The 18,629-nt window shown below is 66.4% G+C and carries 13 protein-coding genes and 4 tRNA genes; 12 read left to right on the forward strand and 5 right to left on the reverse strand.

Going from position 1 to position 18,629, the window contains the following annotated elements; genetic code table 11:
• Positions 1–70 precede the first annotated feature (70 nt).
• The 12 genes from AC07O4_RS13015 to AC07O4_RS13070 all read left to right on the forward strand — a co-directional run bounded on the left by AC07O4_RS13015 (position 71) and on the right by AC07O4_RS13070 (position 13,122).
• Positions 71–1,273, forward strand: coding sequence for an efflux RND transporter periplasmic adaptor subunit (locus AC07O4_RS13015; RefSeq protein ID WP_495304747.1), 1,203 nt, complete (start codon positions 71–73; stop codon positions 1,271–1,273).
• Positions 1,270–4,449, forward strand: a complete 3,180-nt coding sequence (locus AC07O4_RS13020; protein ID WP_495304748.1) for an efflux RND transporter permease subunit — start codon at positions 1,270–1,272, stop codon at positions 4,447–4,449. The genes AC07O4_RS13015 and AC07O4_RS13020 overlap by 4 nt, the downstream gene beginning before the upstream one ends.
• Positions 4,450–4,653: 204 nt before the next feature.
• A tRNA-Leu gene (locus AC07O4_RS13025) sits at positions 4,654–4,740 on the forward strand.
• Between the two features lie 26 nt (positions 4,741–4,766).
• A complete protein-coding gene (gene tig, locus AC07O4_RS13030) occupies positions 4,767–6,080 on the forward strand; it encodes a trigger factor (protein ID WP_070060465.1) in 1,314 nt (437 codons plus the stop codon).
• A 123-nt stretch (positions 6,081–6,203) separates the two neighbouring features.
• Positions 6,204–6,812 carry an ATP-dependent Clp endopeptidase proteolytic subunit ClpP gene (gene clpP / locus AC07O4_RS13035; RefSeq protein ID WP_062475843.1) on the forward strand — a complete coding sequence of 203 codons (609 nt, stop codon included), beginning with the start codon at positions 6,204–6,206 and terminating at the stop codon, positions 6,810–6,812.
• A 110-nt stretch (positions 6,813–6,922) separates the two neighbouring features.
• Positions 6,923–8,191 carry an ATP-dependent Clp protease ATP-binding subunit ClpX gene (gene clpX / locus AC07O4_RS13040; protein ID WP_062475840.1) on the forward strand — a complete coding sequence of 423 codons (1,269 nt, stop codon included), beginning with the start codon at positions 6,923–6,925 and terminating at the stop codon, positions 8,189–8,191.
• 15 nt (positions 8,192–8,206) lie between these two features.
• Positions 8,207–10,648 (forward strand): endopeptidase La, encoded by a 2,442-nt coding sequence (gene lon, locus AC07O4_RS13045; RefSeq protein WP_062475837.1) that lies wholly within the window; start codon positions 8,207–8,209, stop codon positions 10,646–10,648.
• A gap of 61 nt (positions 10,649–10,709) precedes the next feature.
• Positions 10,710–10,785 (forward strand) — tRNA-Gly (locus AC07O4_RS13050).
• A 63-nt stretch (positions 10,786–10,848) separates the two neighbouring features.
• Positions 10,849–10,922, forward strand: a tRNA-Cys gene (locus AC07O4_RS13055).
• 98 nt (positions 10,923–11,020) lie between these two features.
• Positions 11,021–11,112, forward strand: a tRNA-Leu gene (locus AC07O4_RS13060).
• A 23-nt stretch (positions 11,113–11,135) separates the two neighbouring features.
• Complete coding sequence (locus AC07O4_RS13065; protein WP_095745079.1) at positions 11,136–11,774, forward strand: DUF6806 family protein; 639 nt, start codon at positions 11,136–11,138, stop codon at positions 11,772–11,774.
• 31 nt (positions 11,775–11,805) lie between these two features.
• Positions 11,806–13,122, forward strand: coding sequence for an MFS transporter (locus AC07O4_RS13070; protein WP_492742191.1), 1,317 nt, complete (start codon positions 11,806–11,808; stop codon positions 13,120–13,122).
• Between the two features lie 15 nt (positions 13,123–13,137).
• Here the strand turns inward: AC07O4_RS13070 and AC07O4_RS13075 are convergent, their stop codons facing one another.
• The 5 genes from AC07O4_RS13075 to proW all read right to left on the reverse strand — a co-directional run bounded on the left by AC07O4_RS13075 (position 13,138) and on the right by proW (position 18,624).
• Positions 13,138–13,926: a PA3715 family protein gene (locus AC07O4_RS13075; protein ID WP_492742193.1), complete on the reverse strand. Its 789-nt coding sequence runs from the start codon at positions 13,924–13,926 to the stop codon at positions 13,138–13,140.
• 17 nt (positions 13,927–13,943) lie between these two features.
• Positions 13,944–14,756: a glutamate racemase gene (murI, locus tag AC07O4_RS13080; RefSeq protein ID WP_495304749.1), complete on the reverse strand. Its 813-nt coding sequence runs from the start codon at positions 14,754–14,756 to the stop codon at positions 13,944–13,946.
• Complete coding sequence (locus AC07O4_RS13085) at positions 14,753–16,306, reverse strand: fumarate hydratase (protein ID WP_495304750.1); 1,554 nt, start codon at positions 16,304–16,306, stop codon at positions 14,753–14,755. The genes murI and AC07O4_RS13085 overlap by 4 nt, the downstream gene beginning before the upstream one ends.
• A gap of 103 nt (positions 16,307–16,409) precedes the next feature.
• On the reverse strand, positions 16,410–17,420 hold the full coding sequence (proX, locus tag AC07O4_RS13090; RefSeq protein WP_492742197.1) for a glycine betaine/L-proline ABC transporter substrate-binding protein ProX: 1,011 nt from the start codon (positions 17,418–17,420) through the stop codon (positions 16,410–16,412).
• 22 nt (positions 17,421–17,442) lie between these two features.
• Positions 17,443–18,624: a glycine betaine/L-proline ABC transporter permease ProW gene (gene proW / locus AC07O4_RS13095; RefSeq protein ID WP_495304751.1), complete on the reverse strand. Its 1,182-nt coding sequence runs from the start codon at positions 18,622–18,624 to the stop codon at positions 17,443–17,445.
• Positions 18,625–18,629 lie beyond the last annotated feature (5 nt).

The following is an 18,629-nucleotide window of genomic DNA, read 5'->3' on the forward strand; positions in this document are numbered from 1 at the left end:
TTTAACGTTTACCCTAGATTACTAACCGGTGGGTCATTAATGGCCCGGTTCCTTTCTTCTTGGGTGTCTCATGACCGCCTCCGCCGCCTCACTCCGTGCCCGCAGCGCCGCCTGGCTGCTGCTTCCCGCCATCTTTCTGGCCGGCTGTTCGCCGAAACCGCCTGCCCAGGAGCCCGTGAGGGCGGTCAAGTTCGTGACCGTCGGCACCAGCGACTACGACGCCCAGCCCGAGTTCTCGGCCGAGGTGCGGGCCCGGGTCGAATCGCGCCTGGGCTTCCGGGTGGCGGGCAAGATCATCCGCCGCCAGGCCGAGCTCGGCCAGCACGTGCAGGCCGGCCAGGTCTTGGCCCAGCTCGATCCGCAGGACTACCGCCTGGCTGCCGAGGCCGCCCGCGCCCAGCAGGCCGCCGCGCTGACCAACCGCGATCTGGCAGCCGCCGACCTCAAGCGCTACACCGAACTGCGATCGCAGAACTTCATCAGCGGCGCCGAACTGGAACGCCGCGAAACCACCTGGAAGGCCGCGCAGGCCCAGCTCGAACAGGCGCAGGCGCAACTGGCCTCGCAAGGCAACCAGGCCAGCTACACGACGCTGGTGGCCGACGTGGCAGGCATCATCACGGCCATCGAGGCCGAGCCGGGCCAGGTGGTGCAGGCCGGCACGCCGGTCGTGCGCATCGCCCAGGACGGCGCGCGCGACGTGGTGTTCGCGGTGCCTGAAGACCGCGCCGCGCTGATCAAGCCCGGCTCGCCGGTCGCGGTGCGCGGCTGGTCCGGCGGCGAGGTGCTGCAGGGCCAGGTGCGCGAGGTGGCGGCCAGTGCCGACGCGGTCACGCGCACCTACTCGGTCAAGGTGTCGATCGACGCCGCGACCTCGCCGGCGCTCGGCGCCACCGTCTATGCCCGGCCGCAGGCGCTGGCCCGCACCGACGTCGCGGTGATCAAGCTGCCGACCAGCGCGCTGCGCCAGGAAGGCAAGGGCTCGGCGGTCTGGGTGCTCGACAAGAACAGCATGACCGTGCGCTCGCAGCCGGTGCAGGTGGTCACGGCCGACGGCAATGAAGCGGTGATCGGATCGGGCCTGTCGACCGGAATGATGGTCGTGGCCGCGGGCGTGCACGTGCTGTCGCCGGGGCAGAAGGTCACCATCTACCAGTCGAAGGAGGCCATGGCGGCCGCCGCCAATGGCCAGCAACAGGCGCAGGCGAAGCAGCAGGCCGTCGAGGCCGTGGCCGCGACGAAGAAGGAGATCGCAACGGGTGCCGCCAAATGACGGAAGGCCCAGCGACCCCCGCAACCCCTGCGACAACTCCGGCGTCCGAGTACAAGTCGCCCGGCTTCAATCTTTCCAAATGGGCGCTGGACCACGCGCCCCTCACGCGCTACCTGATGGTGGTGCTGATGGTGCTGGGCGCCTTCGCGTACTTCCAGCTCGGCCAGGACGAAGACCCGCCGTTCACCTTCCGTGCGATGGTGGTGCGCACCTACTGGCCGGGCGCCACCGCGCAGCAGGTGGCCGAGCAGGTCACCGACAAGCTGGAGCGCACGCTGCAGGAAGCGCCGTACGCCGACAAGATCCGCAGCTATTCGAAGCCGGGCGAGTCGCAGATCATTTTCCAGATCAAGGATTCGTCGAAGGCCGCCGAGGTGGCCAACGTCTGGTACACGGTGCGCAAGAAGATCGGCGACATGCGCGGCACCTTGCCCGCAGGTGTGCAGGGGCCGTTCTTCAATGACGACTTCGGCGACGTCTACGGCGTGATCTACGCGCTGGAAAGCGAGGGCTTCAGCTACGCCGAGCTCAAGACGCTGGCCGACGACGTGCGCCAGCAATTGCTGCGCGTGAAGGACGTGGCCAAGGTCGACCAGTTCGGCGTGCAGGACGAGAAGGTTTTCATCGAGATCTCGCAGAAGCGCCTGGCCCAGCTGGGGCTCGACTTCAATGCCGTGCTGGCCCAGCTCGGCTCGCAGAACGCGGTTGAAAGCGCCGGCACGATCCAGTCGCCGCTGGATGTGGTGCAGGTGCGCGTGGGCGGCCAGTTCACCAGCGTGGAGCAGCTGCGCGAGATGCCGATCCGCGGCAGCTCGGGCAACCAGATCAAGCTCGGCGACATCGCCGAGATCCGCCGCGGGTATGTCGATCCGCCGGCCGTCAAGGTGCACCACCAGGGCAAGGAAGTGATCGCGCTCGGTGTGTCGATGGCCAAGGGCGGCGACATCATCGCGCTGGGCAAGGCGCTCAAGGCCACCACCGCCACCATCGACCAGCGCCTGCCGGCCGGCGTGAAGCTGGCGCAGGTGCAGGACCAGCCGGTGTCGGTGGCCAGCTCGGTCAACGAATTCGTCGGCGTGCTCATCGAGGCCGTGGCCATCGTGCTGGCCGTGAGCATCATCGCGCTCGGCCTGCACAAGGGCGGGCGTTTCGGCTGGTACATCGACATGCGCCCGGGGCTGGTGGTGGCCATCACCATTCCGCTGGTGCTGGCCGTGACCTTCCTGGCCATGAACTACTTCGGCATCGGGCTGCACAAGATATCGCTGGGGTCGCTGATCATCGCGCTGGGCCTCCTGGTGGACGACGCGATCATTGCCGTGGAAATGATGGTGCGGAAGATGGAAGAGGGCTACGACAAGGTCCGCGCCGCCACCTTCGCCTACGACGTCACGGCCAAGCCGATGCTCACGGGCACGCTCATCACGGCGGCGGGCTTTTTGCCGATCGGCATCGCCAAGTCGGTGACGGGCGAGTACACCTTCGCGATCTTCGCGGTGACGGTGATTGCGCTGGTGCTGTCGTGGGTCGTGTCGGTGTACTTTGTGCCGTACCTGGGCACGCTGCTGCTCAAGGTGAAGCCGCACGACCCCGACGCGCCGCCGCACGAGCTGTTCGACACGCCGTTCTACAACAGCTTCCGCCGCGCCGTGAACTGGTGCGTGCAGCACCGCTGGCTGACCATCGGCGCCACCGTGCTGATCTTCGCGCTGGGCATCGTCGGCATGGGCAAGGTGCAGCAGCAGTTTTTCCCCGATTCGAGCCGGCCCGAGATCATGGTGGACATCTGGTTCCCCGAAGGCACCTCGTTCGCCGCCAACGAAGAGGTGGCCAGGCGCGTCGAGCAGCGCGTGATGAAGGAAGAGGGCGTGAAGACCGTCAGCACCTGGATCGGTTCCGGCGTGCCGCGCTTCTACCTGCCGCTGGACCAGGTGTTTCCGCAGACCAACGTGTCGCAGCTCATCGTGCTGGCCAAGGACCTGAAGGTGCGCGAAACGCTGCGCCTGCGCCTGCCCGCCTTGCTGGCCGAGGAATTTCCCGAGGTGCGCGGCCGTGTCAAGCTGCTGCCCAACGGCCCGCCGGTGCCGTACCCGGTGCAGTTCCGCGTGATCGGCACCGAGCCCGCCCAGCTGCGCGCCCGCGCCGACGAGGTGAAGGCCGTGCTGCGCGAAAGCCCCAACATGCGCGGCGTGAACGACAACTGGAACGAATCGGTCAAGGTGATCCGCCTCGAGATCGACCAGGCCAAGGCGCGTGCGCTCGGCGTGACCAGCCAGGCCATCGCCCAGGCTTCGCGCACCATGTTCAGCGGCACCACGGTCGGCCAGTACCGCGAGAACGACCTGCTGATCGACATCGTGCTGCGCCAGTCGGCCGACGAGCGCGAGGCCATCTCGGACATCGGCAACGCCTACATCCCGACGACCACGGGCCGTTCGATCCCGCTCACGCAGATCGCCCGTCCGGTGTTCACCTGGGAGCCCGGCGTGATGTGGCGCGAGAACCGCGACTACGCGATCACCGTGCAGGGCGACGTGGTGGAAGGCCTGCAGGGCGCCACCGTGACCGAGCAACTGCTGCCGAAACTGCGCGAGCTGGAAGCCGGCTGGCATGCGGCCGGGCAGGGTGGCTACCGCATCGAGGTGGCGGGCGCCGTGGAGGAAAGCTCCAAGGGCTCGGCCTCGATCGTGGCGGGCGTGCCGATCATGCTGTTCCTGGTGTTCACGCTGCTGATGCTGCAGCTGCACAGCTTCAGCCGCTCGCTGCTGGTGTTCATCACCGGCCCGATGGGCATCGCCGGCGTGGCTGCCGCGCTGCTGCTGCTGAACCGGCCTTTCGGCTTCGTGGCGCTGCTCGGCGTGATCGCGCTGATGGGCATGATCCAGCGCAACGCCGTGATCCTGATCGACCAGATCGAGCTCGACCGCGCCGCCGGCGTGCCGGCCTGGGACGCGATCGTCGAATCGGCCGTGCGGCGCCTGCGCCCCATCGTGCTGACCGCCGCGGCGGCGGTGCTGGCGATGATCCCGCTGTCGCGCAGCGTGTTCTGGGGGCCGATGGCCGTGGCCATCATGGGCGGCCTGATCGTGGCCACCGTGCTGACGCTGCTGGCGCTGCCGGCCATGTACGCCGCGGCCTTCCGAATCAAGCGGGAGCCGCAAACCGCTGCTGCCTGAAAAGGCGCTTTTCACGGGCCGTTGTCGTGCGGCCCGTATCCCTTGCGCGAGAGTGGGTGAAATCCCCCAAAGGGGGAAGCCGGAAGGCCCCCATTCTTGCGTTTAAAATGCGCGGTTGACCGATTTCAGGCGGACGGTCTTGGGCCAGCGGTTTTCCGCAGCGCCGAGGCCGTCCGCCTTTGCATTCACCTGAAATTTGGCATCGCGCGGGTGGCGAAATTGGTAGACGCACCAGGTTTAGGTCCTGACGTTCGCAAGAACGTGCCGGTTCGAGTCCGGCCCCGCGCACCAGCCACACCCCTCACAAGGAAGACACCATGACCGTGAACGTTGAAACTCTCGAGAAGCTCGAACGCAAGATCACGCTGACCCTGCCGGTCGGCACCATCCAGAACGAAGTCGATTCGCGCCTCAAGAAGCTCGCGCGCACCGTCAAGATGGACGGCTTCCGTCCCGGCAAGGTGCCGATGAACGTCGTGGCCCAGCGCTACGGCTACTCGGTGCACTACGAAGTCATGAACGACAAGGTCGGCGAGGCCTTCTCGCAAGCCGCCAACGAAGCCAAGCTGCGCGTCGCCGGCCAGCCCCGCATCACCGAGAAGGAAGAGTCGCCCGAAGGCCAGCTCGCCTTCGACGCGGTCTTCGAAGTGTTCCCCGAAGTCAAGATCAATGACCTGTCGGGCGCTGAAGTCGAGAAGCTGTCGGCCGAAGTCGGCGACGAAGCCATCGACAAGACCCTGGACATCCTGCGCAAGCAGCGCCGCACCTTCGCCCAGCGCGCCCAAGACGCCGTGGCCGAAGACAACGACCGCGTGACGGTCGACTTCGAAGGCAAGATCGACGGCGAACCCTTCCAGGGCGGCAAGGCCGAAGACTTCCAGTTCGTCGTCGGCGAAGGCCAGATGCTCAAGGAATTCGAAGACGCCGTGCGCGGCATGAAGTCCGGCGACAGCCGCACCTTCCCGCTGTCGTTCCCGGCCGATTACCACGGCAAGGACGTGGCCGGCAAGCAAGCCGACTTCATGGTCACCGTGAAGAAGATCGAAGCTTCACACCTGCCCGAAGTCAACGAGCAGCTGGCCAAGTCGCTCGGCATCGCCGAAGCCACCGTGGAAGGCCTGCGCGCCGACATCAAGCGCAACCTCGAGCGCGAAGTGAAGTTCCGCCTGCTGGCCCGCAACAAGAACGCCGTGATGGACGCCCTGGTGGCCAACGCCGAACTCGACCTGCCCAACGCCAGCGTGCAGTCGGAAGTCGCCCGCATGATCGACGGCGCCCGCGCCGAGCTCAAGCAGCGCGGCATCAAGGACGCCGACAAGGCCCCGATCCCCGAGGAAGTGTTCCGCCCGCAAGCCGAGCGCCGCGTGCGCCTGGGCCTGGTCGTGGCCGAGCTGGTGCGTGCCAACAACCTGCAGGCCAAGCCCGAGCAGATCAAGGCCCACATCGACGAGCTGGCCGCCAGCTACGAGAAGCCGCAAGACGTCGTGCGCTGGTACTTCAGCGACAACAACCGCCTGGCGGAAGTCGAAGCCGTGGTCATCGAGAACAACGTGACCGACTTCGTGCTGGGCAAGGCCAAGGTCAACGAAAAGTCGGTGTCGTTCGACGAACTGATGGCGCAGCAGCAGTAAGCTGGTTTCCGTCGCTGCATGCAGCAACGCCGATGGGGCTTGTGCTTTGCGGCACGAGCCCCATTTCACTCAGGCGTACAGTTCAATCAGAGCGAACGAATCCATTTTCCGGAGAGCAAATTCATGAGCGCACAGGAAATTCAAGGCCTCGGCATGATCCCGATGGTCGTCGAGCAGTCGGGCCGCGGCGAGCGGTCGTATGACATCTACTCGCGTCTCCTCAAGGAACGCATCATCTTCCTGGTGGGCGAGGTCAACGACCAGACCGCCAACCTCGTGGTGGCCCAGCTGCTGTTCCTCGAGAGCGAGAACCCGGACAAGGACATTTCGTTCTACATCAACTCCCCGGGCGGCAGCGTGAGCGCCGGCATGGCGATCTACGACACGATGCAGTTCATCAAGCCGTCGGTGTCGACCATGTGCCTGGGCTTCGCGGCCAGCATGGGCGCCTTCCTGCTGGCGGCCGGCGAGAAGGGCAAGCGTTTCTCGCTGCCCAACTCGAAGATCATGATCCACCAGGTGCTGGGCGGCGCACGCGGCCAGGCCACCGACATCGAGATCCATGCGCGCGACATCCTGCGCACCAAGGACCAGATGAACCGCATCCTGGCCGAACGCACTGGCCAGCCGCTGGAAAAGGTCAAGTCGGACACCGAGCGCGACTATTTCCTGACCGCCGACGAGGCCAAGGATTACGGCCTGGTCGACCAGGTCGTCTCCCAGCGCGGTTAATGCCGCCCGGCGCCTCGGGCGCCCAAAAGGCAAAAACGGCGTTTCCCACACGGGAAACGCCGTTTTTGTTTAGTTATCATTGTCCATACCCTGTCACGAGGCAAAAGTCCATGGCCGAAAAAAAAGGCACCTCCAGCGAAAAAACGCTTTATTGCTCGTTCTGCGGCAAGAGCCAGCATGAGGTCAAGAAGCTGATCGCGGGCCCTTCGGTCTTCATCTGCGACGAATGCATCGACCTGTGCAACGAGATCATCCGTGACGAGCTGCCGGCCGGTGAGGAAGCGCGCGACGCGCGCAGCGACCTGCCCACGCCGCTGGAGATCAAGACCAACCTCGACAACTACGTGATCGGCCAGGAGCCGGCCAAGCGCATGCTGTCGGTGGCGGTCTACAACCACTACAAGCGCCTGCGCCACAAGGAAAAGAACACCAAGGGCGACGAGGTCGAGCTCAGCAAGAGCAACATCCTCTTGATCGGCCCCACGGGTTCGGGCAAGACGCTCCTGGCGCAAACGCTCGCGCGCATGCTCGACGTGCCCTTCGTGATGGCCGACGCCACCACGCTGACCGAAGCCGGCTACGTGGGCGAAGACGTCGAGAACATCATCCAGAAGCTGCTGCAAAGCTGCAACTACGAGGTCGAGCGCGCCCAGCGCGGCATCGTCTACATCGACGAAATCGACAAGATCTCGCGCAAGTCCGACAACCCCTCGATCACCCGCGACGTGTCGGGCGAGGGCGTGCAGCAGGCGCTGCTCAAGCTCATCGAAGGCACCATGGCCAGCGTGCCGCCCCAGGGCGGGCGCAAGCACCCGAACCAGGACTTCCTGCAGATCGACACGACCAACATCCTGTTCATCTGCGGCGGCGCCTTTGCGGGCCTGGAGAAGGTCATCGAAAACCGTACCGAGGCCTCGGGTATCGGCTTCGGCGCCGCAGTGAAGAGCAAGGCCCAGCGCAGCATCACCGAGGTGTTCCGCGAAGTCGAGCCCGAAGACCTGATCAAGTTCGGCCTGATCCCCGAACTCGTGGGCCGCATGCCCGTGGTCGCCTCGCTGGCCGAACTGAGCGAAGACGCGCTGGTGCAGATCCTGACCGAGCCCAAGAATGCGGTGGTGAAGCAGTTCACCAAGCTGCTGCAGATGGAGGGCGTGGACCTCGAAATCCGTCCCGCGGCGCTCAAGGCGATCGCACGCAAGGCGCTGGCCCGCAAGACCGGTGCGCGCGGCCTGCGCTCGATCCTTGAACAGTCGCTGATCGACACCATGTTCGAATTGCCGAACGCGACCAATGTCGACAAGGTGGTGGTCGAGGAATCGACCATCGACGAAAACAAGCCCCCGCTGCTCGTGTACCGCGAAACGGCGAAAAAGGCCTAAAGGACAAGGACGCTCATGTCTGGTCATACCCCATTGCCCCCCGAAGCCCTCGACCTGCCGCTGCTGCCGCTGCGGGACGTCGTGGTGTTTCCCCACATGGTGATCCCGCTCTTCGTGGGTCGCCCGAAGAGCATCAAGGCGCTCGAGCTGGCGATGGAGGCCGAGCGCCGCATCATGCTGGTGGCCCAGAAGGCCGCCGCCAAGGACGAGCCCTCGGTCGAGGACATGTTCGAGGTCGGCTGCGTCTCGACCATCCTGCAGATGCTCAAGCTGCCCGACGGCACCGTGAAGGTGCTGGTCGAAGGCCAGCAGCGCGCCCGCGTGAACCGCATCGATGACGGCGAGACGCACTTCTCGGCCAACGTGACGCCCGTCGAGGCGCCCGAAGGCGGCGAGAAGGGCACCGAGGTCGAGGCGCTGCGCCGCGCGGTGATGCAGCAGTTCGACCAGTACGTCAAACTGAACAAGAAGATCCCGCCCGAGATCCTCACCTCGATCTCGAGCATCGACGACGCCGGCCGCCTGGCCGACACCATCGCCGCCCACCTGCCGCTCAAGCTGGACAACAAGCAGGCCGTGCTCGACTTGGACGACGTCAAGGCGCGCCTGGAAAACCTGTTCGGCCAGCTCGAGCGCGAAGTCGACATCCTGAACGTCGACAAGAAGATCCGTGGCCGCGTGAAGCGCCAGATGGAGAAGAACCAGCGCGACTTCTACCTCAACGAGCAGGTCAAGGCCATCCAGAAGGAGCTCGGCGAAGGCGAAGAGGGCGCGGACATCGAGGAGATCGAGAAGAAGATCAAGCTCGCCAAGATGTCCAAGGAAGGCCTGAAGAAGGCCGAGGGCGAGCTCAAGAAGCTCAAGCTCATGTCGCCCATGTCGGCCGAAGCCACGGTGGTGCGCAACTACATCGACGTGCTCATCAGCCTGCCGTGGAGCAAGAAGACCAAGATCAAGCACGACCTGGCCAATGCCGAGGCCGTGCTCAACGCCGACCACTACGGCCTCGAGAAGGTCAAAGACCGCATCCTTGAATACCTCGCGGTGCAGCAACGCGTCGACAAGGTGAAGGCACCCATCCTGTGCCTCGTGGGCCCGCCGGGTGTCGGCAAGACCTCGCTGGGGCAGTCGATCGCGAAGGCGACCGGCCGCAAGTACACCCGCATGGCGCTGGGCGGCATGCGCGACGAAGCCGAGATTCGCGGCCACCGCCGCACCTACATCGGCGCGCTGCCGGGCAAGGTGCTGCAGGGGCTGAGCAAGATCGGCACGCGCAACCCGCTGTTCCTGCTCGACGAAATCGACAAGCTGGGCACGGACTTCCGCGGCGATCCGTCGAGCGCGCTGCTCGAGGTGCTCGACCCCGAACAGAACCACACCTTCGGCGACCACTACGTGGAAGTCGACTTCGACCTGAGCGACGTGATGTTCGTCGCCACCTCGAACTCGATGAACATTCCGCCGGCGCTGCTGGACCGCATGGAAGTCATCCGCCTCTCGGGCTACACCGAGGACGAGAAGACCAACATCGCGATCAAGTACCTGCTGCCCAAGCAGATGAAGAACAACGGCGTGAAGGACGACGAGCTCGCCGTCACCGAAGCCGCCGTGCGCGACATCGTGCGCTACTACACGCGTGAAGCCGGCGTGCGTTCGCTGGAGCGCGAGCTCTCCAAGATCTGCCGCAAGGTGGTGAAGGGCCTGCTGCTCAAGCAACTGACGCCCAAGGTCACGGTCGACGGCGAGAACCTCAACGAGTTCCTCGGCGTGCGCAAGTACAGCTTCGGCCTGGCCGAGAAGCAGAACCAGGTCGGCCAGGTGGTGGGCCTTGCGTGGACCGAAGTCGGCGGCGACCTGCTGACGATCGAGGCCGTGACCATGCCCGGCAAGGGCGTGATCAGCCGCACGGGTTCGCTCGGCGACGTGATGAAGGAATCGGTCGAGGCCGCACGCACCGTGGTGCGCAGCCGCTCGCGCCGCTTGGGCATCAAGGACGAGGTGTTCGAGAAGCGTGACATCCACATCCACGTGCCCGACGGCGCCACGCCCAAGGACGGCCCGAGCGCGGGCGCGGCGATGACGACGGCCTTCGTGTCGGCGCTCACGGGCATCCCGGTGCGTGCCGACGTCGCGATGACCGGCGAGATCACGCTGCGCGGCGAAGTCACCGCCATCGGCGGCCTGAAGGAAAAGCTGCTGGCAGCATTGCGCGGCGGCATCAAGACCGTGCTGATCCCCGAAGAGAACGCCAAGGACCTGCAGGACATTCCCGAGAACGTGAAGAACGGCCTCGAGATCGTGCCGGTGAAGTGGATCGACAAGGTGCTCGAGATCGCGCTCGAGAAAATGCCCGAGCCGCTGTCCGACGAAGAGGTGGCCGCGTCGGCTGCTGCGGTGGCCGAACTGGCCAAGCAGCGTGCTGCGGCGCCGGCCGTCGAAGGCTCGGTCAAACATTGATCGATTGATTGCAGAACTTGTGAAGCCTCAAAAAACTGGTATATAATTTGAGGCTCGAAACGCGGGAATAGCTCAGTTGGTAGAGCGCAACCTTGCCAAGGTTGAGGTCGAGAGTTCGAGACTCTTTTCCCGCTCCAGTTTTGAAAAAGGGAAGCAAGCAGCTTCCCTTTTTTTCGCAGTTCGATTTCGTTATTCAGCGTGGCGCGATAGCAAAGCGGTTATGCAACGGATTGCAAATCCGTCTAGCCCGGTTCGACTCCGGGTCGCGCCTCCACCCTCTCGTCAAGACCGATCGGCTCCGATACACAAGCCCCGCCAACCGACGTTGCCGGGGCTTGTTTCATTTGGGTTATCGTCGATGTTCAACCCGAGGCCCGGATGGTGAAATTGGTAGACACATCGGACTTAAAATCCGCCGCTTCCTTAATCGGGGCATACGGGTTCGACCCCCGTTCCGGGTACCACCATATTTACAAGGGAGTATTTGATGCCTCGCTACAACGCTCCATTTGAGATCCATGTGCATGGCGATGTGCCGCTGCGCTCGGACGTGAGCTTCGAGCAGATCCAGGAGGCGCTGCGGCCGCTCTGGAAATACGCAGGCGCCAAATCGCTGGCCGACGGTGCCACCAGCACCTACGAAGAAGAACCCGGCATCCGCTTCGAGCAGAAGGACCACACGCTGCAGATCTGCTGGACCGTGCCGGGCGACGAAGACTTCCGCCAGGCGCTCGACGAGATGTGCATGGGCCTGAACGAACTCTCCGAACGCGGTGCCGCGATCGAAGTCACCTTCTACGACACCGATTTCGACGAGGAAGAGGGTGATCCCGACGAAGAATCGCGCGACGACTTCCTGATGCTGTTCGTGGGCCCCAACCCGGCCGCGATCATGCAGGTGCAGCGCGATCTGCTGGTCGAAGACGTGGTCAATCTCATGGAACGCCACTTCGACGGCGCCGAGCTGGGCGGTGTGGTCGCCGAGATCGACCGCCTCTTCAGCGACCGTTTCGACGCGCTCGTGAACTCGCTCGAAATCGGCAAGCGTCCGCGCGGTGCCGGTGGGGCCGGCGGCGGCAGCGGTGGTGGTCACGGCGGTGGCCGTCGTCCGCGCCACCTGCACTGACCTTTCCCTTACCGCCCGGTCCCAAGGCCGCATGGCCCTGTTCCCAGCCTCCGCGTTGCGCCCCGGCGTGCGCAAGCGCGAGGTGTTCGGCTGGACGATGTACGACTTCGCGAACTCGGGCTACACCACGGTCGTGATCACGGCGGTGTTCGCCGCCTACTTCGTGGGTGGCATCGCCAAGGGTGCGCCATGGGCCACCTTCGCGTGGACCGTGGCCCTCAGTACCTCGTACGCCATCGTGATGCTCACGATGCCCGCCATCGGCGCCTGGGCCGACCTGCGCGCCGCCAAGAAGCGCGTGCTGGTCATGACGACCACAGGCTGCGTGCTCGCCACGGCGGCTCTGGCGCTCACGCCGGGCTTCGCGGGCGGCGCGATGGGCGTCGCGCTCGCAATGGCGCTGGTGATCGTCTCCAATGCTTTCTATTCCTACGGCGAGTCGCTGACCGGCGCCTTCCTGCCCGAGTTGGCAACGGCCGAAGGCATGGGCAAGGTGAGCGGCTGGGGCTGGGCCTTCGGCTATGTCGGCGGCATGCTGGCGCTGGGGTTGTGCCTGGCATACGTGCTGTGGTCGCAGGCGCGCGGGTTGCCGGCGGCGCACTTCGTGCCGGTCACGATGCTGATCACGGCAGCGATCTATGGCGTGGCCGCCTGCGTTACCTTCGCGCTGCTGCCCGAACGCGCCGTGCCCCAGGCCCGCCGCGGCCAGGACAGCGCCTGGCGGCAATTGCGCACCACCTTCCAGCAGGCGCGCGCCTACCGTGACTTCATGTGGCTGCTGGTCTGCACCGTCTGCTACCAGGGCGGCGTGGCGGTCGCGATCACGCTGGCCGCGATCTACGCCGAGCAGGTGATCGGCTTCGTCGCGAGCGAGACGATGGTGCTGATCTTCGTGCTCAACATCGCGGCCGCGCTCGGCGCCTTCGGCTTCGGCTACGTGCAGGACCGCATCGGCCACAAGGTGTCGCTGGCCGCCACGCTGCTCGCGTGGATCGCGGTGTGCGTGATCGCCGCATGGGTCACGACCAAGGGCGGCTTCTGGTGGGCCGCCGCCATCGCGGGGCTGGCAATGGGCTCGAGCCAGTCGGCCGGGCGCGCGATGACGGGCTACCTTGCGCCGCCGCAGCAGCTCGCCGAGTTCTTCGGGCTCTGGACCTTCGCCACGCGCCTGGCCAGCATCATCGGCCCGCTGAGCTTCGGCGCCATCACCTGGGCCACCGGCGGCAATCAGCGCATCGCGATCCTCTCGACGGCCGTGCTGTTCATCGGCGGGCTGTTGTTGCTGCTGCCGATCGACATGCAACGCGGCCGCAGGGCTGCGCTGCACGACAAGGCTGTTGCGCGATAGCGGCGGGTCAGTGCCTCAGGGCGCCTGCTGCAGCGACTTGGGCACCTTGAAGCGCTCGCCGTCATAGCGCAGCGTCACGGTGCTGAACTTCGCGGGCAGCGCTTTCTCGACGCAACCCTGGTCTTCCTGTTCCTGCGCGCGGCTTTGCACCAGCGTGCGCGACAACTGCAGATCGGCAAAGCCGTTGCTCGTGGTGCGGGCGACTGACAGCATGGTGCGCAGCTTCTCGAAGTGGCCGGTGCAGGTGGCGTCCCAGCCGCCGTTGTCGTGGTCGAGCTCGATCTCCTGCAGCACCTGCTGCAGCTTGTTGCCGCGCTGCACGTACAGGCGCACGGTCTCGCTGGCCTGCGGGCCCGAGGTCGTGCTGTTGCCGCGGTAACGCACGCGCAGGCCGAAGGCGCGCGTGTCGGGCGACAGCACGTAGCGCGAGGTGTCGACGCGGATTTCCTGGATCGAGGTGGTGGCGTCTTCGTCGAGCGCCTCGGGCAGGAAGATCCGCCCGATCACCGTGTCGCGGTCGGTGTTGCCGTTGTCGGGCCGCTGGATCAGCAGCAGCGCGAGGTCGAAGACCTTGGCGCCCTTGTCCGTGGTCTCGCGCGGCATGGGCAGCACCACGATGCTGCGGCCGGGAAACGCCGGCCAGACCTTGCAGGCGGCCAACCGTTCGTCGAGCGGCTGCTTCGGATAGAGCTTGGCGTGCATGCGCTCGGCCAGCCCGCTTTCGCAGGCGGCGTGGCTCAGGCCGGCGGCCGAGGCCAGGCCCAGCAGGACCAGTGCATGACGCAGAAAGAAGAGGGCGCGCATTTGCTGGTGAGTGGATGTCAGGCTGCGTTCGCCGCCGGCACCGAAGCGCCTTGCACGCGCGCGGGCAACCAGCGCGCCGCGGCGGCTTCGAGCACCGTCATGTCGCCGCTGCTCTCGAGCACCAACCCGCCTTCGCTGCCGTCGTCGGCCAGCCGGCCGAGCGATGTCAGCACGCGGCGCGTCTGCTGCGCGACCGGTGCGCCGGTGTCGATGAAGCGCAGCGTCGGCGGTGCGTGGCGCTGCAGTTCGTCTTTCACGAGCGGATAGTGCGTGCAACCGAGCACCACGGTGTCGACCTCGCCTAGCCCGTCGCCGAAGGGGCCTGCTTGCGCCATGTAGCGCTCGCACAGCGCGGCGATGGTGGCGCTGTCAAAGCCTTCGATGGCCTTCACGAGGCCGTCGCACGGCACGGGCCGCACGGTCGTCGCGCCTGCGAAGGAATCGCGCAGCGCTGCATACCGGGCGCTGGCCAGCGTGCCGCGCGTGGCCAGCACCGCGATGTGGCCCGTGCGGCTCGTCGCCACGGCGGGCTTGAGCGCCGGCTCCAGGCCCACGATGGGCAGCGAGGGAAATTCGGCGCGCAGCACGTGGATCGCCGCCGTGGTGGCCGTGTTGCAGGCCACCACCAGCGCCTTGATGTCGTGCGCGCGCAGCAGGTGTTCGACCACCTGGCGCGAGTGCGCGATGACGTAGGCGTCGCCGCGCTCGCCATACGGCGCGTTCGCGGTGTCGGCGAAGTAGACGAAGCGTTCCGTCGGCAGCTCGGCCTGCAGCGCGGCGAGCGTGCTCAGCCCCCCGACGCCGCTGTCGAACACGCCGACCGGGTTCAAGCGACTTCCAGCGGAATGGTCTTGAACTCGCCGCTGGCGATGCGCTTTTGCCACTCGGCCGGGCCGGTGATGTGCGCGCTGGTGCCGCCGGCATCGACCGCCACCGTCACGGGCATGTCGACCACGTCGAATTCGTAGATGGCTTCCATGCCCAGGTCTTCGAAGCCCACCACCTTGGCGGTCTTGATGGCCTTGCTCACGAGGTAGGCGGCGCCGCCCACGGCCATGAGGTAGGCGCTCTTGTGCTTCTTGATCGCCTCGATGGCGACCGGGCCGCGCTCGGCCTTGCCGATCATGGCGATCAGGCCGGTTTCGGCCAGCATCATCTCGGTGAAGCCGTCCATGCGCGTGGCGGTGGTCGGGCCGGCGGGGCCCACGGCTTCGTTGCCGACCGGATCGACCGGGCCGACGTAGTAGATGACGCGGTTGGTGAAATCGACCGGCAGCTTCTCGCCCTTGGCCAGCATGTCCTGGATGCGCTTGTGCGCGGCATCGCGGCCGGTGAGCATCTTGCCGTTCAGCAGGATCGTGTCGCCCGGCTTCCAGCTGGCCACTTCGGCGGGCGTGAGCTTGTTCAGATCGACGCGCTTGCTCTTCTTTTCGTCGGGCGCCCAGTTCACGTCGGGCCACAGGTCCAGCGACGGCGGATCGAGGTAGACCGGGCCGCTGCCGTCCATCACGAAGTGCGCGTGGCGCGTGGCCGCGCAGTTGGGGATCATCGCCACGGGCTTGCTGGCCGCGTGCGTGGGGTACATCTGGATCTTGACGTCGAGCACGGTGGCCAGGCCGCCCAGGCCCTGCGCGCCGATGCCCAGGGCATTGACCTTCTCGAACAGTTCGAGGCGCAGCGCCTCGACCTTGCTGAGCTCGGCGCCCGAGGCGGCCTTGGCCTGCAGCTCGTGCATGTCCAGGTCGTCCATCAGGCTTTCCTTGGCCATCAGCGCGGCCTTCTCGGCCGTGCCGCCGATGCCGATGCCCAGCATGCCCGGCGGACACCAGCCGGCGCCCATGGTCGGCACGGTCTTGAGCACCCAGTCGACCACGCTGTCGCCGGGGTTCAGCATGACCAGCTTGCTCTTGTTCTCGCTGCCGCCGCCCTTGGCGGCCACCGTCACCTCGACGGTGTTGCCCGGCACGATCTCGGTGAAGATCACCGCGGGCGTGTTGTCCTTGGTGTTCTTGCGATCGAACTGCGGGTCGCCCACGACCGAGGCGCGCAGCGTGTTGTCGGGGTGGTTGTAGCCGCGGCGCACGCCTTCGTTGATGGCGTCGTCCAGCGAACCGGTGAAGCCGCCCCAGCGCACGTCCATGCCCACCTTGAGGAACACGTTGACGATGCCGGTGTCCTGGCAGATCGGGCGGTGGCCCGTGGCGCTCATCTTGCTGTTGGTCAGGATCTGCGCAATGGCGTCCTTGGCGGCGGGGCTCTGCTCGCGCTCGTAGGCCTTGGCCAAATGGGCAATGTAGTCCGCGGGGTGGTAGTAGCTGATGTACTGGAGCGCGGCGCTGATCGATTCGATCAGGTCGGCCTGCTGGATCGTGGTCGTCATGGTGGGGAGTCTTCTTGGAGGGGGAACGCCCTCGATTATCTCAGCCACCAATACCGCAGGCCGGCGCCGGGCGAAAGGGCGCCGGCGCGGGGGTGAGGCCGTGTTACCGGGCCGCCGCGCGCGCCTGCGCAATCCACCCATCGAACGTCGCCTGGTGCACCCGAATCCACCCGTCGGTGTGCCGCGTCACGTCCTGCATGCTGTTCGCGCCTTCGCTCATGCGCAGGTTCTGCGCGTTGATGTCGCTGATCGGCAGCTTCATCACCTCGAACAGGCGGCCGGCGGCGGGGTTCTTCTCGATGAAGGCCCGGTTGGCGACGATGCGCTGCTCGTTGGCCAGGAAGCCGTAGTTGCGGCCGTTGGGAAGCCGGGTGTCGACCTGCGCGCCGGCCTGCGGCGGCGAGAACGGCACCTGCAGCCAGACCACGTCGGCGCCCGGGCGCAGCACGGCGCTGACCCAGTAGGGCGTCCACGTGTAGTAGAGGATCGGCTTGTCCTGCTTGAAGCGCGCGATGGTGTCGGCCATGAGCGCGGCGTAGCTGCCCTGTTTGTGGGTCACGCTGTCGCGCAGCTGGTAGGTGTTCAGGTGGTTCTCGATGGCCAGCTCGCAGCCCCAGCCGGGGTTGCAGCCGGTGAGGTCGGCCTTGCCGTCGCCGTCGGCATCGAACAGCTTCGCAATCGCCGGGTCCTTCAGCTGCGCGAGGTTGGTGATGTTGTACTGCTCGGCGGTCTTGCGGTCGATCAGGTAGCCCTGCACCGCGCCGTCGGAGTACGTGCCCTGGCGCCACAGCTTGGCGTCGCCGCCGCTGTTCTTGTAGAAGTCGGCGTGCAGCAGGCTCCAGTGGTTGGCCATGAAGGTGGCGTCGCCATTGGCAATGGCCAGGTGCTCGGTGGCGGGCTCGAGGTCCTTCATGGGCTCGACCTTGTAGCCGAGCTTCTCGAGCGCGCGCATCACCAGCAGCGTCTGGAAGGCTTCCTCGGCGAGCGAGCTTTTCAGCGGCTGTACGGTGACGCCCTGGCCGGGCAGGTCGTTGGCGGCCTGCGCGGTCGCACCGAAGGCGATAAGGCCCAGCGCCAGGAGGCCGCGGGCAAGGAAGAGGCGGGTGGTCTTCATGCGTGGTTGTCCTCCGGGGCGGTCAGTGCGCTTGCGTGGAAAGGGCGGGCACGGCGTCATCGGCGTGCGAGCCGCGCGAGGGCGTGCCGACGAGGCGCTGCAGCGTGCGCAGCGCGAAGCCGGCCGGGCCGGTGTGCCACCAGCGGTGGCCGGCGCTGCGGCGCGACTTGCCCATGGCCTGCGTCAGGCGGTCCAGCGTGATCGCCAGCAGCACGATGCCCAGGCCGCCGACGGTGGCCAGGCCCATGTCGAGCCGGCCGATGCCGCGCAGCACCATCTGGCCCAGGCCGCCCACGGCGATCATCGAGGCGATCACCACCATCGACAGCGACAGCATCAGCGCCTGGTTGATGCCCGCCATGATCGAGGGCATGGCCAGCGGCAGCTTCACCTTCACGAGCATCTGCCAGGGCGAGGCGCCGTAGGCGCGCGCGGCCTCGATGAGGTCGGGGCGCACCTGGCGCAGGCCGAGGTTGGTCAGGCGCACCAGCGGGGCGAGCGCGAAGACGATGGTCACGATCACGCCCGGCACGTTGCCGATGCCGAACAGCATCACCACCGGCACGAGGTACACGAAGGCTGGCGTGGTCTGCATGGCGTCGAGCACCGGGCGCATCACGCGCTGGGCCCGGTCGCTGCTGGCCAGCAGCACGCCCAGCGGCAGGCCGATGACCATGCAGAACACCAATGAGGTCAGCACCAGCGACAGCGTGACCATGGCTTCGGGCCAGATGCCCAGCACGGTCACCAGCATCAGCGACACGACGGTGCCGATGGCCAGCGCGCGGCCGGCGAACTGCCAGGCGAGCAGGCCGATGAGCGCGATCATCGGCAGCGCGGGCAGGGCGGTGAGCAGGCCCTGCACCGAGTTGAGCGTGCTGTCGATGGGCAGGCGCACGGTCTGGAAGAAGGGACGGAAGTGTTCCACCACCCAACCCAGGCCCTGGTTGATCCAGGCCTCGACGGGCAGCGAGCCGTCCCACAGGCGGTGCAGCGCGAAGCCGTTGGTGGCGGTGTCGGCTTGGCCCGCGAGGGCGTGCGTGGTGTTCGCCGGCGCGTCGAGCCAGGCGCTGGCGGTCGAGGTGTCAGGCGCGGCCGAGATGGCTTCCCACGGATCGAGGGCGGGGGGCGCGGCGGGCGTGTCCAGGACGGGGGTGTCCAGCAGGGGCGCGTTCAGGTCGGAAGGCAATGTGGTGTCGTTCATCGTTC

This window comes from Variovorax sp. GW821-FHT09D04 (genome assembly GCF_059416405.1).

Bases quoted from the DNA above. Each gene is read 5' to 3' on its own strand.
- AC07O4_RS13015 (WP_495304747.1), top strand. From the start codon at position 71: ATGACCGCCTCCGCCGCCTCACTCCGTGCCCGCAGCGCCGCCTGGCTG.
- AC07O4_RS13020 (WP_495304748.1), top strand. From the start codon at position 1,270: ATGACGGAAGGCCCAGCGACCCCCGCAACCCCTGCGACAACTCCGGCG.
- tig (WP_070060465.1), top strand. From the start codon at position 4,767: ATGACCGTGAACGTTGAAACTCTCGAGAAGCTCGAACGCAAGATCACG.
- clpP (WP_062475843.1), top strand. From the start codon at position 6,204: ATGAGCGCACAGGAAATTCAAGGCCTCGGCATGATCCCGATGGTCGTC.
- clpX (WP_062475840.1), top strand. From the start codon at position 6,923: ATGGCCGAAAAAAAAGGCACCTCCAGCGAAAAAACGCTTTATTGCTCG.
- lon (WP_062475837.1), top strand. From the start codon at position 8,207: ATGTCTGGTCATACCCCATTGCCCCCCGAAGCCCTCGACCTGCCGCTG.
- AC07O4_RS13065 (WP_095745079.1), top strand. From the start codon at position 11,136: ATGCCTCGCTACAACGCTCCATTTGAGATCCATGTGCATGGCGATGTG.
- AC07O4_RS13070 (WP_492742191.1), top strand. From the start codon at position 11,806: ATGGCCCTGTTCCCAGCCTCCGCGTTGCGCCCCGGCGTGCGCAAGCGC.
- AC07O4_RS13075 (WP_492742193.1), bottom strand. From the start codon at position 13,926: ATGCGCGCCCTCTTCTTTCTGCGTCATGCACTGGTCCTGCTGGGCCTG.
- AC07O4_RS13085 (WP_495304750.1), bottom strand. From the start codon at position 16,306: ATGACGACCACGATCCAGCAGGCCGACCTGATCGAATCGATCAGCGCC.
- proX (WP_492742197.1), bottom strand. From the start codon at position 17,420: ATGAAGACCACCCGCCTCTTCCTTGCCCGCGGCCTCCTGGCGCTGGGC.
- proW (WP_495304751.1), bottom strand. From the start codon at position 18,624: ATGAACGACACCACATTGCCTTCCGACCTGAACGCGCCCCTGCTGGAC.